Source organism: Kitasatospora sp. NPDC094019, assembly GCF_044764505.1.
Taxonomy (GTDB): Bacteria; Actinomycetota; Actinomycetes; order Streptomycetales; family Streptomycetaceae; genus Kitasatospora.
In genome coordinates this window covers 1-16,584 of the sequence record NZ_JBIWIF010000030.1, presented here as the reverse complement: position 1 = coordinate 16,584, position 16,584 = coordinate 1, and the positions used below count along the sequence as shown (strand labels likewise).

7 protein-coding genes and 1 tRNA gene are annotated in these 16,584 nt (G+C 75.3%); 1 reads left to right on the top strand and 7 read right to left on the bottom strand.

The window, feature by feature from the left end:
- Positions 1-8: 8 nt before the first annotated feature.
- The 7 genes from ACIQ9P_RS37150 to ACIQ9P_RS37120 all read right to left on the bottom strand — a co-directional run bounded on the left by ACIQ9P_RS37150 (position 9) and on the right by ACIQ9P_RS37120 (position 15,437).
- Positions 9-4,619, bottom strand: coding sequence for an amino acid adenylation domain-containing protein (locus tag ACIQ9P_RS37150; RefSeq protein WP_402366253.1), 4,611 nt, complete (start codon positions 4,617-4,619; stop codon positions 9-11).
- Positions 4,620-4,663: 44 nt separating this feature from the next.
- Positions 4,664-9,454: an amino acid adenylation domain-containing protein gene (locus tag ACIQ9P_RS37145; protein WP_402366250.1), complete on the bottom strand. Its 4,791-nt coding sequence runs from the start codon at positions 9,452-9,454 to the stop codon at positions 4,664-4,666.
- Between the two features lie 244 nt (positions 9,455-9,698).
- A complete protein-coding gene (locus ACIQ9P_RS37140; protein WP_402366247.1) occupies positions 9,699-10,964 on the bottom strand; it encodes a glutamate synthase-related protein in 1,266 nt (421 codons plus the stop codon).
- 49 nt (positions 10,965-11,013) lie between these two features.
- The gene (locus ACIQ9P_RS37135) at positions 11,014-12,024 is read right to left on the bottom strand and encodes an asparagine synthetase A (protein WP_402366244.1); all 1,011 of its coding nucleotides are present in this window, start codon (positions 12,022-12,024) and stop codon (positions 11,014-11,016) included.
- A complete protein-coding gene (locus tag ACIQ9P_RS37130; RefSeq protein ID WP_402366241.1) occupies positions 12,021-13,391 on the bottom strand; it encodes a methylaspartate mutase in 1,371 nt (456 codons plus the stop codon). Before ACIQ9P_RS37130 ends, ACIQ9P_RS37135 begins: the two co-directional genes overlap by 4 nt.
- Complete coding sequence (locus tag ACIQ9P_RS37125; RefSeq protein ID WP_402366238.1) at positions 13,388-13,915, bottom strand: cobalamin B12-binding domain-containing protein; 528 nt, start codon at positions 13,913-13,915, stop codon at positions 13,388-13,390. The genes ACIQ9P_RS37130 and ACIQ9P_RS37125 overlap by 4 nt, the downstream gene beginning before the upstream one ends.
- Positions 13,916-14,177: 262 nt before the next feature.
- Positions 14,178-15,437: a helix-turn-helix domain-containing protein gene (locus ACIQ9P_RS37120; RefSeq protein ID WP_402366235.1), complete on the bottom strand. Its 1,260-nt coding sequence runs from the start codon at positions 15,435-15,437 to the stop codon at positions 14,178-14,180.
- A 1,062-nt stretch (positions 15,438-16,499) separates the two neighbouring features.
- On the opposite strand from ACIQ9P_RS37120, the gene ACIQ9P_RS37115 reads away from it, so the two are divergent.
- Positions 16,500-16,573, top strand: a tRNA-Met gene (locus ACIQ9P_RS37115).
- The last annotated feature ends 11 nt before the right edge of the window (positions 16,574-16,584 follow it).

The following is a 16,584-nucleotide window of genomic DNA, read 5'->3' as shown; positions in this document are numbered from 1 at the left end:
GGGGCCGGTCAGACCTCCCCGGCCAGGCGGGCCAGGGCCCCGGCAAAGGTGTCGACGAACTCCTCCGCCGTGGCGTCGTCCACCAGCGCCCGCTGGTGGTCCACGGCGAGCAGCACCCGTTGCGAGGCCGGGTCCTGGATCAACGAGGCGCCGAAGGCGAAGCTGTTGGGCTCGTGCCGGTAGGTGGGTTCGCTGCCGATCCGGCCGTCCTCGATCCGGGCCGCGCTGAGCCGGCCCAGGGCGTGGAAGCGCAGGTAGCCGAACTGGCTGTCGAGCGCGGTGTCGGCCATCATCCGGGCCAGCCGGGCGAACGGCACCCGGCGGTGCGGCATCATGTCGAGTTCCTCCCGGTGCACGTGCCGCACCAGCTCCACGAGGTCCTCACCCGGTTCGGCGACCAGCGGCACGGTGTTGAGGAAGAGCCCGTAGACCTCGGTGCCGCCGAGCCGTTCGAGCCGGCCGTTCATCGCCAGCCCGGTGGTGACCCGCTGCCGCCCGGTGATCCGGGCGAGGGCGTACAGATGGGCGGCGAGCGCGACGGACTTGACCGGGACGGAGAGCGCGTCGGCGACGGCGCGCAGCTGCCCGGGCGCGTCCGGGAGCACCCGTTCCACGGTGCGCGGCAGCTCGTGGACGTCCTCGCTGCCGGGCCAGAGCTGGCCGGTGGCACCGTCGAGCCGCCGGTGCCAGTAGGAGAGCGAGTCCGGGTCGGTGGTGGCCTCGCGTTCGACGGCGACGAAGTCGCGGAAGGCGGTGCGCGGCGGCGGGGCGGGGGCGGAGACCGGGTCGGCGGTGAGCGCGGTGTGCCGTTCGAGGATCTCGGTGAGCAGGGAGGTGAAGCTCCAGCCGTCCAGGATCGCGTGGTGCTCGGAGATGGTGAGCTGGAACGCCCGGTCGGCGAGCCGCTGCACGGTGATCCGGAACAGCGGGGGTTCGGCGAGGTCGAACGGCCGGTCGCGGTGGTCCTCGAAGACGGCGCGGACCTCCGGGTCCTGCTCGGCACCGGACCGGCCGCGCAGGTCGGCGAACTCGACCGGGGCGGGCAGGGTGCCGTGCACCAGTTGCAGCGGTTCGCCGTAGCCGGAGAGGTCGAGGCCGGTGCGCAGCACGGCGTGGCGGGCCATCGCCTCGTTGACCGAGCGGCGGAACGCGGTCTCGTCGAGGTCGCCGCCGATCCGGTAGGAGTTGACGTTGTGGTAGCTGTCGGTGCCGCCGGCCACCTCCATGTGGAAGACCATCGAGAGCTGCATGGACACCATGGGGTAGGCGTCGACGATCCCGGGCGGCAGGTCCGCGCGGTCCTCCTCGTCGATCAGCGCGAACGGCCGGTCGGCGCCGGGGTCGGCCTCGACGGGCCGCGCGAGCGGGAGCAGGGCTGCGACGGTGGGGGCGTTGAAGACGTCCCGCAGCGAGACCTGCCAGCCCCGGTCGTGCAGGGCGCCGGCGAGCTGGACGGCCCGGATGGAGTCGCCGCCGAGGTGGAAGAAGTCGTCGTGGACGCCGATCCCGGGGACGCCGAGCACCTCGGTCCAGACGGCGGCGAAGAGTTCCTCCTCCGGGCTGCGGGCCTCGACGTGACGGCCGGGCCGGGTCGGCGCGGCGCGGCCGGGGGCGGGCAGCGCGGCCCGGTCGACCTTGCCGTTGACGGTGAGCGGCAGCGCGTCCAGGACCGTGACGCTCGCGGGGACCATGTAGGCGGGCAGGGAGCGGCCGAGGAACTCCTGGACGTCCGCCGGGGCGCTGCCGGTGACGTAGGCGGCGAGCCGGTCCTCGTGCACGGTGACCACGCAGGCGTCGACGTCGGGGTGGGCGGCGAGGGCGTTCTCGATCTCGCCGAGCTCGATCCGGAAGCCGCGCAACTTGACCTGGAAGTCGGCGCGGCCGACGTATTCGAGGCCGCCGTCCGGCAGCCGCCGGGCGACGTCGCCGGTGCGGTAGAGCCGGGCGCCGGGTGGTCCGGCCGGGTCGGCGACGAAGCGGCCGGCGGTGAGGCCGGGGCGCCCCCAGTAGCCGTGGGCGAGGCTGCCGCCGCCGATGTACAGCTCTCCGGGCACGCCGGGCGGGCAGGGCCGCAGCCAGTCGTCCAGGACGGCGGCGGTCAGGTGCGGCATCGGATCGCCGATCAGGCTGCGCTCGAAGCCGGCGCCGCCCTCGGCCACGTCGTGAACGGTGACGTGCACGGTGGTCTCGGTGATGCCGTACAGGTTGCACAGCCGGGCGGGCGGCAGCGGGTCGAGTTCGTGCCAGCGCTGGACCACGCCCGGGTCGAGCGCCTCGCCGCCGAGCATGATCCAGCGCAGGTCGGGGAGGGCGCGGGGGCGGCGGCGCAGGGCCGGTTCGAGCTGGCGCAGCGCGGACGGGGTGAGGCACAGGTGGGTGACCCGCTCGGTGTCGAGGAGTTCGGCGAACTCCTCGGGCGAGCGGCTGGTCAGGTAGGGCACGACGAGCAGCCGGGCGCCGTGCAGCAGCGCGCCCCAGAGCTCCCAGACGGTCCAGTCGAAGGCGTAGCTGTGGAAGAGCGTCCAGGTGGTGTCCGGGCCGAAGCCGAAGTGGTCGCGGCCGGAGTCCAGCAGTCGGCTGACGTGCTCGTGGGCGACGGCGACGCCCTTGGGCCGGCCGGTGGAGCCGGAGGTGAAGATCAGGTAGGCGAGGTCGCCGGGGCGGCCGACGGCGGGCGGGCGGGTGTCGGGACGGGCGGCGAGCTCGGTGGCGTCGGCGCCGCCGGGGGTGAGGTCGAGGGTCTGCCAGGGGCCGTCGGGGGCGCGGTCGGGGCGGTCGGTGAGGACGGCGCTCACGGCGGTGTCGCCGAAGACGAGGGCGGCCCGGTCGGCGGGGGCGACGAGGTCGACCGGCACGTAGGCGGCACCCGTCTTGAGGACGGCGAGGATCGCGACCGGCACGGTGGCGGTGCGTTCCAGCAGCAGGCCGACCCGGTCGCCGGGGCGGACGCCGCGATCGATCAGGGTGTGGGCCAGCCGGTTGGCGCGGCGGTCGAGTTCGGCGTAGTCGAGGCGTTCCCGCCCGTCGTCGACGGCCGGGCGGTCGCCGTGGGCGTCGGCGGCCCGTTCGAAGAGGTGGTGCAGGCAGTAGCCGTCGTCGATCCGGGCCGGGCGGGGCCGGGCCCCGGCGGAGGGGGCGGCGGTGAGCCTCAGCACGGTGGCGTCCGGGTCGGCGAGGGCGGCGTCAAGCAGCGCCGCGTAGTCGGCGGCCAGCCGGTGGATCGTGCCGGGGTCGAAGAGGTCGCCGTTGTACTCGGCCTCGCCGCGCATCTCGCCGCCGCCTTCGCCGACGGGTTCGAAGACCGACCAGGTGAGGTCGAACTTGCTGGTGCCGTTGGCGCGGACGGTGCGCCGGGCGGTGGCCGGGCCGAGGGCGAGCGGGGTGTGGTCCTCGCTGTGGGCGCCGAACACCACCTGGACCAGCGGCGGGTGCTGCGGGGTGCGGGCGGTGCCGAGGTGGTCCACCAGCTGGTCGAAGGGCAGGTCGAGGTAGCCGAAGGCGTCGAAGGCGCCGTCCTGGATGTCGGCCAGCAGGCCGCGGAAGCTCGCGTCCGGGGCGAGCCGGATCCGCAGCGGCAGCAGATTGACGAAGTAGCCGAGCAGGTCGGCGAGTTCGGGACGGTTGCGGGTGGTGACCGGGGTCCCGACGAGCAGGTCGTCGGCGCCGGTCCAGCGGTTCAGCAGCAGGGCGAAGGCGGCGAGCTGGACGGTGAAGGGGGTGACGCCCTCCTGTTCGGCGAGGTCCCGGACCCGGGCGGCGCTGCCGGGGGCGAGGCCGAAGTGCTCGGTGCCGCCGCGCTCCCCGCGCTCGGCCGGCCGGGGGCGGTCGCCGGGCAGGTCGAGCAGGGTCGGGGCGCCGTCCAGGCGGTCCTTCCAGTAGGCCAGGTGCTCCTCGTAGGAGGTGTGCTGCTCCTCCTCGGCCCAGTCGGCGTACTGGGCGCCGAGGGCGGGCACCTCCGGGGTCCGGCCCTCGGTGAAGGCCCGGTAGTGGTCGGTGAGTTCACGTTCGAAGAGGTCGGCCGACCAGCCGTCCCAGATGATGTGGTGGACGACGAACAGCAGGACGGTGCGCTCGTCGGCCAGCCGGAACGCCTCGGCGCGCAGCAGCGGACCGGCCGCGAGGTCGAACGGTTCGGCGGCCCGCTCGGCGATCAACTCCTCGGCGCGGGAGTCGCGTTCACCCTCCGGCAGGGCGCGCAGGTCGGTGCGGGCGAGCGGTACGGCGAGCCCGGGGTGGAGGTGCTGGCGGGGGCCGTCGGGGTGCAGGGCGAAGGTGGTGCGCAGCGCCTCGTGCCGGGCGGTGACGGCGTCCAGGGCCCGGGCCAGCAGGTCGAGATCGAGCGGGCCGGTGACCTCGTACGTCCAGGGCGTGGTGTAGGTGACGGCGCCCGGGTCGAGGCGGTCGAGGAACCAGAGTCCGCGCTGGAGGCCGGAGACGGGCGCGGTGCGGACGGCTTCGGCGCCCGGGGCGGTGCCGGTGCCCGGGGCGGTGCCGGTATCCGGGGCGGTGCCGGTGCCCGGGGCGGTGCCGGCACCGGGTGCGGCGGGGGTGCCCGGGGCGGTGCCGGCACCGGGTGCGGCGGGGGTGTCGGGTGCGGCGGGGGTGTCGGACGGGCGCACGGCCTCGTTCCCTTCGGTGCGAGCGGTGTCGGCGCGGCCCGTCATCACGAGGCCAGCCGTTCGGCGATGGCGCCCACGGTCCGGCCGCGGAACACCACGTGCGGCGGGACCTTGGTGCCGGTCTGCTGCGAGAGCCGCATGGCGACCCGCACGGCGGCCAGCGAATTGCCGCCGATCCGGAAGAAGTTGTCGTCCGGGCCGAGGTCGCCCGGCAGTTCCAGCACGGCCCGCACCGCGTCGGCCACCAGCCGCTGGCCGGGGGTGAGCGGGTCCGGGGTGAACGGGTCGGCCGGGGCCTCGGCGCGCCGCTCGGCGGGCGCGGGCAGCGCCTTGCGGTCGACCTTGCCGTTGGGGTTGAGCGGCAGCGCGTCCAGCACGTCGACGGTCGCGGGCACCATGTGCTCGGGCAGCAGGGCGGCCAGGTGGTCGAGCAGCGTCTCCGGACCGGCCGGACCGGCCTCGGCGTCGAGGGTGACGTAGGCGGCGAGCCGGTGGTCGCCCGGGGCGGGCTCGTGCACGGTGACGGCGGCCTCGCGGACGGCGGGGTGGCGGGTCAGCGCGTCCTCGATCTCGCCGGGCTCGACCCGGAAGCCGCGGATCTTCACCTGGTCGTCGATCCGGCCGGTGATCTCCAGCAGCCCGTCCGGCCGCCGGTGACCGAGGTCCCCGGTGCGGTAGAGGCGCTCGCCGGGGGCACCGAACGGGGCGGCGACGAAGCGTTCGGCGGTCAGCGCCGGGCGGCCGAGGTAGCCGTGGGCGAGGCCGCCGCCGGCCGCGTACAGCTCGCCGGTGGTGCCGTCGGGGACGGGTTCGAGCCCCTCGTCGAGGATGTGGACCGCCTTGCCGTGCAGCGGGCGGCCGATCGGGATCGCGGCGCCGGCGGCGTCCTCGACGGTGGCGCGGTGGCAGGTGGTCAGACCGAGGCTCTCGACCGGGCCGTAACCGTTGGCGACCACCAGCCCCGGGTACTGGTCGAGCGCCTTGCCGACATGGGTGACCGAGGCCCGCTCACCGGCCGTGAACGCCACCTTGAGGTCGTCGTAGGTGGCCGGGAACTCCTCCAGCAGGAAGTTGAACAGGCTGGCGGACAGCTGGAGCTGGGTGACGCCGTGGCGTCGGGTGAGCTCGGCGATCGCCTGCGGGTCGGGCCGCTGACCGGGCTGGAGCACGCACACCCCGCCGAAGGCCAGCGCGCCGTACAGCTCCAGGGCGAAGGCGTCCCAGGACACCGGGGAGCACTGCAGCCACACCTCGTCGGGGCCGAAGCGGGCGTAGTCCTGGCCGAGATAGGTGGTGGTGAGCGCGCGGTGCGGCACGGCGACGCCCTTGGGGCGGCCGGTGGAGCCGGAGGTGAACATCACGCAGGCGAGGTCCTCGCCGCCGACCGGCACGCCCGGGTCGTGGCCGGGGCGGGCGGCGATCGCGGCGGCCTGCGCGTCCAGGTCGAGGTGACGCCCGACCGGGAACGGCGGGCTCGCGCGGCGGTGGGTGACCAGCAGCGCGGCGGCGCTGTCGGCGACCGCCCCGGCCAGCCGCTCGGCCGGGAAGTCCGGGTCGAGAAGGGTGTAGGCGGCGCCGGTCTTGAGCGCGGCCAGCAGCGCCACCACCAGGTCCGGGCCGCGTTCGACCAGGACGGCGACGGTGTCGCCGCGCCCGGTTCCGGTCTCGGCCAGGTGGTGCGCCAGCCGGTTGGCCCGGGTGTTCAGCTCGCCGTAGGAGAGCCGCTCCTCGCCGGAGACCAGGGCGACGGCCTGCGGGGCGGTGGCCGCCCGGGCCTCGACCAGGGCGTGCACGGGCGTCTCCACGACGGTGGCGAGGGTGCCGAGCCAGGCGTCGCACAGCTCCGCCATGGTGGCGGCCTCGAACAGGTCGGAGTCGTACTCGAACCGGCCGGTGAAGTCGGTGCCCCGGTCGTCGACGGAGATCGACAGGTCGAACCGGGAGACCGGGTTGGAGTACAGCTCCCGGGTCACCTCGATGCCGCCGACGGCCAGCGGGCGGGAGTCCAGCGGGTGCAGCTCCAGCAGCACCTGGCAGAGCGGGTTGCGGTTCTCGGCCCGGTCGTCCGGGCGGTCCTCCAGGACGGTCGCGGCGATGTCGTCGAAGGGCGCCTCCTGGTGGCGGTAGCCGGCGATCGCCACCTCGCGGACGTGCCGGACCAGGTCGCGGAAGTCCGCACCCTCGTCGATCCGCACCCGCAGCGGCAGCAGATTGACGAAGTAGCCGACCAGGGCGTCCAGTTCGGGCCGTCCACCGCGGACGCTGACCGGGGAGCCGAGGACGAGGTCGCGCTGCCCGGTCCGACGGTGCAGGGTCAGCGCGAGGGCCGCCAGCAGCACCATGAACGGGGTGGCGTCCTCGCTGCGGGCCAGCGCGCGGACGGCCTCGGCGACCGGGCGCGGCATGGCGAAGCGGTGGAAGTCGCCGCGGAACTCCTGGACCTCGGGGCGGGGGTGGTCGGTCGGCAGCACCGGCTCGGTCGGGGCGTCGGCCAGGTGCTCGCGCCAGTGGGCGAGTTGGCGTTCGGCGGTCTCGGCGTCCCGGTACTGCCAGGCGCTGTGGTCGGCGTACTGGACCGCCGGTTCGGGCAGGTCGGCCGGGCGGCCGGTAACCGACTCCTCGTACAGGGCGGCGAGTTCGCCCTCCAGGACGGGCAGCGAGCCCTCGTCCCACACGATGTGGTGGCAGAGCAGCAGCAGGGTGGCGGTGTCGCCGGTGCGGTAGAGGTGGGCGCGCAGCAGCGGGCCGGTCTCCAGGTCGAAGGGTTCGAGCGCGGCCTCGGCGACCAGCGCGTCCACCCGCCCGGCCTCGGTGTCGGTGACTGCGAACGGCACCTCGACGGCGGGGTGGATCACCTGCCGGGGGCCGTCCTCGGTGAGTTCGAAGGTGGTGCGCAGCGCCTCGTGCCGGGCCGCCACGCCCGTCAACGCCCCGCGCAGCCGGTCGGGGTCGACCGGGCCGGCGAAGCGGAACACCCAGGGCACGATGTAGGTCGGCGCGCCCGGGTTCCACTGCTCCAGGAACCACAGTCCGCGCTGGTACTTGGACAGCGGCGCCGAGGTGGCGCCCTCCCGGGTGATCGGCGGGCGCTCGCCGCCGGCGGAGGCGGTGACGGCGGCGGCGAACCCGGCCAGGGTCGGGGCGTCGAAGATGGCGTACGGGGAGATCATGCCGAAGGCGTCGAAGACCCGGCCGACGACCCGCACGGCGGTGAGCGAATCGCCGCCCAGGTGGAAGAAGTTGTCCTCGGCGCCGACCTCGGGCACCCCGAGCACATCGGCCCAGACGGCGGCGATCAGCTGTTCGGCGGGGGTGCGCAGCGGGCGCCCGGCGGGGGCGACGGCGGGCTGCTCGGCCTGCGGCTCGGGCAGGGCGGCACGGTCGACCTTGCCGCCGGCGGTCAGCGGGAAGGCGTCCAGCGCGGTGACGGTGGCCGGGACCATGTGTTCGGGCAGCCGCTCGGCCAGGTGGGCGCGCAGCGCCTCCCGGTCCGGCGCCGTGCCGGTCACGTAGGCGGCGAGCCGGCCCTCGTGGGCGACGACCACGGCGCCGGCCACGTCCGGGTGGGCGGCCAGGAGTTGTTCGATCTCACCGGGCTCGACCCGGAAGCCGCGGATCTTCACCTGGTGGTCGGCACGGCCGACGAACTCCAGCGGGGCGTCCGGGGCCGCGCGGCGGACGACGTCGCCGGTGCGGTACATCCGGGCGCCCGGCTCGGGCGCGAAGGGGTCGGCGACGAAGCGGCCGGCAGTCTGACCGGGGCGGCCGCGGTAGCCGGAGGCGAGCAGCGGACCGCCGAGGTAGAGCTCGCCGGCCTCGCCGGGGGCGGTGACGGGCCGCAGCCGGTCGTCCAGCAGATAGGCGCGGCGGTCGCCGAGCGCGGTGCCGATCGGGACCGACCCGGCGTCCTGCGCGGTGGGACCGGCCAGCCGGTGGGTGGTGGCGGTGACCACGGTCTCGGTCGGGCCGTAGGCGTTGAGCAGCGGCACTCCGGTGGCGTCCCACCAGGTGGCGGCGGCGTCCGGGTGCAGCCGGTCGCTGCCGGAGATCATCAGCCGCAGGGTGCGGGGCGTCCGGTCCCGGCCCCGGTCGCGCACGGCCGGGACGACTTCCTGGAAGTAGCCGGCGGGCAGGTTGGCGACGGTGACGCCCTCGGCGTCCAGCAGGTCCAGCAGAGCGTCGGGGGCGAGCAGTTGCCGCTCCGGGACGAGCAGGCAGGCGCCGGCGGAGAGGGTGGTGAGGACCTGCTCGACCGCGACGTCGACGGTGGGGCGGGCGAGGTGCAGCACCACGTCCTCGGCGGTGAGGCCGAAGCGCTCGACGGCGGCGGCCAGGTGGCCGGTGAGGGCGGCGAGCGGGACGTGCACGCCCTTGGGGCGGCCGGTGGTGCCGGAGGTGTAGATGAGGTAGCCGGCGGTGGCGGGCGGCCCGTCGGGCAGGTCTGCGGTCGGCCCACCCGCGGGCCCGCCGGTCGGTTCGCCGGTCAGGTCGCCGGTCGGTTCGCCGGTCGATTCCCCGCTCAGCTCGCCGTCGGTGAGGGCGAGGGTGGCGCCGGCGTCCTCGCGGATCCAGCGGTTGCGCTCCTCCGGGGCCTCCCGGTCCAGCGGCAGGTAGGTGGCGCCGGCCCGGAGGGCGGCGAGCAGGCCGACCAGGTGGTCCAGCCGGTCGCGACCGGTGACGGCGACCGTGCGGCCGGGGGCGATCCGGGCGGCGAGGGCGCCGCTCAGCTCGTCCAGCTCCCGGTAGCGGACGGTCCGCCCGCCGAGCCGGACGGCCGGGCGGTCCGGGAACCGGCGCGCGACGGATATGAAGGGGAAACCGCTAGATTCCATCATCCAACCCCGATGACTCAACGATGCTGCGGGCAGTGGTCTCGACGATAGGACCGCCTTCCGGGGCCGATCGGCAGAATTCCCGGAAGACCATCGGCAGTTTCAACTGCCGCTCCCGGAAACAGAGTTGCCGCACACAGCAGACGGCCCGCCGGGGCGCGTGGAGGCGCCGCGACGGGCTCGCGGGAATGCTGTCTGCGATTGTTCTCCGGACAGGGGCGAGGTGGGGGTGACAAAAGATCGGGAATTACTGGGGAAATTCCGGGGACCAGACGTCCGCGCGCTCCAGCGCGGCCGGCGTGTACTTCCCGAGCGCGCTGATCAGCAGCCGCAGCTCCAGGGCGAGGCAGTCCGCGAAGCGGATCAGCCCTTCCTCCGGGTCCTCGGCGGCGGCGAGCAGTGCCGCCCGGCCCAGGCCGACCGCCCGGGCACCCAGCGCCAGGCTCTTGACCGCCCGGCCGCCCTCCCACATCCGCCCCGAGACCAGCAGGCAGGGCGGCGGCCCGGCGGCGGCCAGCCGACGCAGGCACTCCGCCAGCGGCAGCCCGACCTGGGCCGGGAACACGCCCGGCGCCCAGCCGGTGCCGCCCTCGGCGCCGTCCACGGTGACGGCGTCCGCCCCCGCCTCGGCGGCCACCAGGGCGGCCTCGGCGACGTCCCGGCCGGGGTGCAGCTTCACCCAGATCCGGGCCCGGGGGAAGTTGTTGCGCATCAGCCGGACCTGCTGGCGCAGGATCTCGGCCGTGAACGTGCCGGGCGTGCTCGCGCGCAGCACCCGGGTGTCGTCGCCGAAGACCGGGTCGATGCCGTACCGGTCACCGAGCCGCGCGGCGTCGGCGGCCTCCAGCACCGTCATCCCGCCGAGGCCCGGCTTGGCGCCCTGGCCGACCTTCAACTCGAAGGCCAGTCGCCCGGATTCGAGCAGCGGCAGCGCCGCCGGGTCGCTGTACACGAGGTTCCAGACCTCGGCGTCGGCGTCCTCGGTGGACTGCTGGACGGCCACCCCGCCCAGCCCGTCCGGGAGTTCCTCCACGTAGGCGCGCAGCCGGCCGAGCAGGGCCCGGTCGGCGGCCTCGCCGAGCCGCCCGTAGCCGTTCACCGGGACGACGTTCTCGCCGATCACCATCGGCAGGCCGAGCGCGCCCGCCTGCCGACCCAGGGCCAGGCCGAGGTCGCCGCCGGCCGCCCGGGTGGAGCCGGTCGCGGACACGTACACCGGCAGCGCGGAGGTGAACCCGCCTATCACGGTGGTGAGTTCGACGTCGCGGTAGTCCGGCTCGCGGCCCAGGTCGATCAGCCGGGCCAGCCGCTGCGGCACGAACACCGGCGGCACGATCCGCAGGGCGTCGAGCGCGTCCCCCGCGTCCGGGCCGGCCTGCCCGGCCGGTGGCCGCTCGGCGCCGAGCAGCACCTGCCCGTAACTGCCGGGCGGCGGGAAGGCGGCGGCCGTCCCCACCCTGGCCCGGTGCCGGACCTCCTCCTCCGGGAAGCCGGGTGCCGAGAGGTCGCTCATGCGCCCGCCCCGTTCCGGCCGGTCCGCCCGCTCCGCCCGTCGCGTCCGCTCACGGCGACACCACCCCCGCCAGCTTCGGGAAGGCGCTGGCCTGCCAGACCGCGTCCAGCCCGGCGACGTAGCGGGTCAGCCGCTCCACGCCGATGCCGAAGCCGGCGCTGGCGGGCACGCCCTCGCGGACCAGGTCCAGGTACCAGCGGTACTTCTGCGGGTTCTCGCCGGTCTCGCGCATCCGGGTGATGATCTCGGCGTAGTCGTTGGTGCGCTGGCTGCCGCTGCACAGCTCGCCGAAGCCCTCGGCCGCGATCAGGTCGAAGTTCCGCAGCAGGCCCGGGTCCTCCGGGTTCTCGCGGTCGTAGAAGCCGCGCGAGCCCTTCGGGTAGTCGGTGACGAAGAACGGCCGGTCGCGGCGGGCGGAGAGCAGCGCCTCGCCGTCCCAGTCGAGTTCGGCGTCCGGGCTCTGCGGGTGACCGAGGCCCTGGAGCTCCGCCACCGCCTCGGCGTGCCGCATCCGGCCGAAGGAGCCCTTCAGCAGCTCGGCGAACGCGTCGGTGTCGCGGCCGAGTTCGGCGAACTCCTTGGGCAGCTCGCGGACCGCGCTGGCGACGATGTGCGCCACCAGCTCCTCCACCAGCTGGACCACGTCGTCCCGGGTGGCGCCCGCCACCTCCACGTCCAGCTGGTGGAACTCGGCCAGGTGGCGGTTGGTCCCGGCGGTCTCCAGCGGCTCCAGCCGGACGTTCGGGGCGATGCAGAAGATCTTGTCAAAGGCCAGCAGCGACGCCTGCTTGTAGAGGATCGCGCTGGTCATCAGCTTGTAGCGGTGGCCGTAGAAGTCGATGTCGACCTGCTTCGAGCCGCGCGAGCCGGGATCGGTGACCGGGCCGATGATCGGCGGGAGGAGTTCGGTGAAGCCCCGGCCGCGCAGGAACTCGCGGGCCGCGAAAAGCAGCTGGTGCTGGATCCGCAGGGCGGCCCGGGTGGTCGCGGAGGTCAGGTGGCGGCCCGGCTCGGGAAGTGTCGCGGCGCCGGTCGCGGGGGTGGGCCCGTCGGTGGTCATGGCGTGGTGTGTCCCAACTCTCGTGGTGCGGCGGATGTTCGGTCGAGCTCGGCGGATGTTCGGTCGAGCTCACGGGCTTCGGCGGCGCGGCTGTCGTAGCTCCACTGGACGTAGGAGAGCGCGCCGAGCAGGTCGGCGGAGCCGAGGATCGGCGGGCGCGGGCCGCCGGACAGACCGGCGATCGGCATCGAGCCGACGTTCGACCACTGGAGCCGCCCGTCCGGCCCGAGCGAGCTGCGGGCCCGCCCGGCGTTGTCGGGGTGCAGGCAGTAGGGGACGTCCAGGTAGCCGGCCGCGAAGGCGCGGACCAGGGCCCGGCCGATGTCGGTGTCCAGCTCCAGCACCGCCCCGATCAGCGCCCGCGCCTCCGCCTCGACACCGGTGTCCGGGACGGAGGTGAGCGGCGGGCGCAGGCGCTCGGCGGCGGCCGCGGCGGCGGCCGTCTCCAGCGCCGTCACGTTCTCGCCGACGGTCGGGATCCGGTGCGCCTCGGCCGTCGTCTTCACGATCAACCGGGCGGCGCCGGTCCGCACCGCCAGCCGGGCCGCGTCCTCCAGCAGCAACCGGGCCCCGCCGGGGGTGCGGGGGAAGACGCCCATGTAGGCGTAGAGCACGATGTGCCGCTCGACGTCGGGCAGCAGCTCGTCGGCGAGCCGGCCCAGGACGGTGACGGCCTCCTCGTCGTGCCTCGGCTCGGGCTGCTGGGCGTAGCTGAGCGAGACGCTGCGCAGGCCGTGCTGACGGAAGAACATCGCCTCCAGCACACTGATCGCGATCAGCAGGCTGGGTGGGCAGAGCTGCCCCATCAGGCAGCCGCCGAAGGTCTCCAGATGCGGCTCGGCGCCGAACTCCCGCAGAGAGGCCAGGAGTTCGCAGCTGCGCCGCCAGCAGGCGACCGCCTCGCTGAGCGGGGTGCGGCTGTACGGCAGGCAGTAGGAGACGGGCCCGCCCTCGGTGGCGTCCAGACCGACCGCGATCAGGGCCCGGACGATGTGCTCGGGCATCGCCGAACCGTGCCGGACCTGCACCGGGAAGCGCGCGTCGGCGATCCCGCGCAGCACCGCCCGGGTGACGTCGACCGGGTGGCTGGCGATCGGGTACCCGTTGAGGCCGACGCCCTCGGCGAGGGCGCCCCGGGCGGCGGCGAGGTCCCCGGTGCGGGTGTAGCTGTCCAGGGTGATGGTGCCGACCGTGGTGGCGGCGGCGCTCCGGGTGGCGAGCAGGCCGTCGCGCATCCGCAGCGGGTCGGCCATGCCCATCCGGGGCTGGACCACCAGGGTCCCGGCGGCCCGGGCGCGGGCGACGAAGGCACCGAAGCCGGGGGCGGCGGGGGCGTCCCCGCGCGGGGAGGCGGCGAGGGCGTTCACCGCCGTGCCCCAGAGGCGGTGGCGGCGGGCAGGGATCTGGCGGCGGCCGGACCGGCCGGGACCCGCACCCGGTCGCCGTCGGCGGGCAGCGAGCCGACGAAGGAACGGAAGTCGGCGACCGAGCGGCCCTCCTCGAACACCCCGTCGTACCCGGCCGCGAGCAGCGACCGCTGCCGGTCCGGATCGCCGGAGCCGGCGATGCCGAGCTTGCCGCCGATCACCGTCGGGGTGGCGGCCAGCTCGGGGCAGGCCCGCAGCGCCGCGACCACCCGCAGGCCGTCGTGGTAGCCGTGCCCGTTGACACTGCTCAGCACGATCAGGTCGGGCCGGATCCGGCGGCACTCGGAGACCAGCAGCTCGTCCGGCACGCAGGCACCCAGGTTGGTGACCCGGTGGCCGAGCTCCTCCAGCAGCAGCTGGAGGAAGACCAGGTTCCAGGTGTGCGAGTCCGAGGACATCGTCGACACGACGACGTCCAGACCGGCCGGTTCGGCCTTTCCGCGCTGCGGCTCCAACTGGTTCACGGCGCAAACCCTCTGTAGTCGGTGGGTGGTGGGGAGTCCCGGCCGGCGGCGCCGGTGGCCGGTTCGCCCGGCCTGGGCAGAACGCTAGGGAGGTTCCGGCGGCCGGACCGGCAGCTCGCCCGGCAAGTGACGGGCAGTATCGGGACCCGGCGGCGGCCCGGCTTCCGGTGGCCCGGCCCTCGGCGGCCCGGCCCTCGGCGTTTCAGTCCCCGGCGGTTCAGTCCTCGGCGTTCCAGTCCTCGGCGGTTCAGCCCGCCGCGGTTCAGCCCGCCGCGGCCAGCAACGGGTACGCCCCGGCGCCGCCGAACAACCGGCGGCAGAGGTTCAGCACGGTGAACCGGACGCCGTCCCGGGCCGGCACGCTGCGGATCAGCCCGCTGGCCAGCAGGTGGTGCACGGCGGCCAGCGACTCCTGCGGCGGCCGTCCGCTCAGCTCGACGGCGTCCTCCCCGGACCAGTCCCCCGGCTCGGCCGCCAGCCGCTCCAGCAGGTCGCGCTCCCCCAGCGTCAGCCGGTCCATCGCCGCGTCCAGCGCCTCGCCGACGCCTCCGCGCCCGCCGAAGCCGGCCGGCGGCGGCCCCAGGTGGAACGGCCCGTCCGCCATCCGTGCCACCAGCTGGCGCGGCGAGAGCACCGTCGACCAGCCGGCGGCCAGCTCCAGCGCGCCGGGCAGGCCGTCCAGCTGCCGGCAGAGCGCGGCGACCGCCGGCGCCTCCTCCGGCTCCAGCCGGTACCCGGGGCGCAGCCGCCGCAGGTGCGACAGCAGCAGCCGGACGGCGCCCACCTCGGCCAGCGCGGCCGGGTCGTGGTCGAGCTCGGGACCGGGGGTGGGCAGCGGGGCGAGCGGGACCACCTGCCCGCCGGGCAACGGCTGCGGGACCCGGGCGGTGATCAGCACGCTGAGGCCGGGGCAGCGCTGGAACAGCTCGTCCAGCAGGGCGGTCTCCACCCCGGCGTCGGCGCCGTCCAGGACCAGCAGGGTGGGACGGGACCCGATCGCCCCGACCAGGTCGGCCCGGCGCTCGGGGCCCATCCCGGGCTGGCGGGCCCAGTCGATCCAGCGCACCGACCAGCGGGCGGTCAGGTGCAGTCGGCGGGCCACCTCCAGCACCAGCCTGGTCTTGCCGACCCCGCCGAGGCCGGCCACCGTCACCAGCCGGTCCCCGTGCACGGCGAGGGCCTCGGTCAGGACGTCGATCTCGGGCTCGCGGCCGACGATCGCGCCCCGGGCGACCGGCGGCGCGGTCGGCTCGTCGCGAGGCTCCTCGGCGAGTGCCTGGCGGCGCGCGGCCGCCTCGAACACCGAGCGGCTGCGGCCCTCCAGCCGCAGCGCGTCGGCGAGCAGCCGGACCGTCTCCTGCCGGGGGCGCAGGACCCGTCCGCTCTCCATGTCGCGGATCGCCCGGACGCTCAGTGTCGCGTGGTCGGCGAGCACCTGCTGGGTGAGGCCGATGCGCTCGCGCCGGATCCTGAGCAGCTCGCCGAAGCCCGCCGTCGACTGCAGGGTGTGACCGCCGTCCATGCTCCGTCCGCCTTCCGTGGGTTGGCCAAGTACCGGGGACCAGGGGCCCGTGGCCCCCCGTCGGGCGGGCCCGAGGGCGGCGCCGGACGGTGGTGACCGTCGGACCGGCTTTCCCCTGCCGCCGATCGTCCACGGCCCGGCTCTACGGCCGATCAACGGCCGATCACCACGGATTCACAACACCTCCCCATCGTCCACGAACTCCCCGGACGGCTTGAGGTCCGAGCGGGATCGACGGCCTCGGACGGGAGCCGCGAAGAGGCGCCGGAACGGGAGCGGCCCGGGCGTACCGCATCGGGGAACGGTACGACCGGGCCGACGGCACGCCGCTGCCGGGCGCCGGCGGACGAGCGGCCCGGGGCGGGCGGGCACAGCGGCGGTGCACGGAGGGAGATTGGACCGGACCCCGCGGTACGGCGGGCGTCGGAGCATCGGCGGGGAGGTGATCATCGTGTGATCACCCCGGCCGGACCGGACAATCGGGGGAACACCCCCGGCGTCCGCCTCGAAGTTCGCACCGAGCGGGGCGGTCGGCGCGGACCCGCCCGCCCCACTCGGCCCGCCGGTCGAACCCGCGCGCAGGTGGACGAGCGCCGCCCGTCCCTCCACCGCGCGCGGGGTGCACGCCCGTCGGCGGAGCCTCTCGGCACCGCGCGGACGGCAACCGGCAGGTCCTCGGCCACCGTGAAGGCCGAGGTCGGCGGCGTTCACGGCGGAGCCCGGGGCCAAGTCACCCCGGGCGGGCCTGCGGGTGGGTGGCGGCAGCCAATCACGACACCGCACCCACCCGCAAACCCGCCGCTCACGGCACCGGACGCAGCGTCATACTCCGAGCCCGGAAGGGTTGTTCACGGCCCTCCGCCGCGCGGGGGGCGATCTTTCACCCGACCACCGGGGGTGACGCACGAGGGCCCGACGCCGCCGCGGGTGACGGGGCCGACGCGGTTCGGCGCCCCGTGGCCGCCCCGGCCCGCAACCGTTCACGCCCGGCCTCGGGCGGACCGTCCGGGAACAACCGATTGGCTTTCGGCCGACCGTGTGCCGTAAGGTCGTGTTCACCGACGCGGGGTGGAGCAGCTCGGTAGCTCGCTGGGCTCATAACCCAGAGGTCGCAGGTTCAAATCCTGTCCCCGCTACTCAGTAGCAC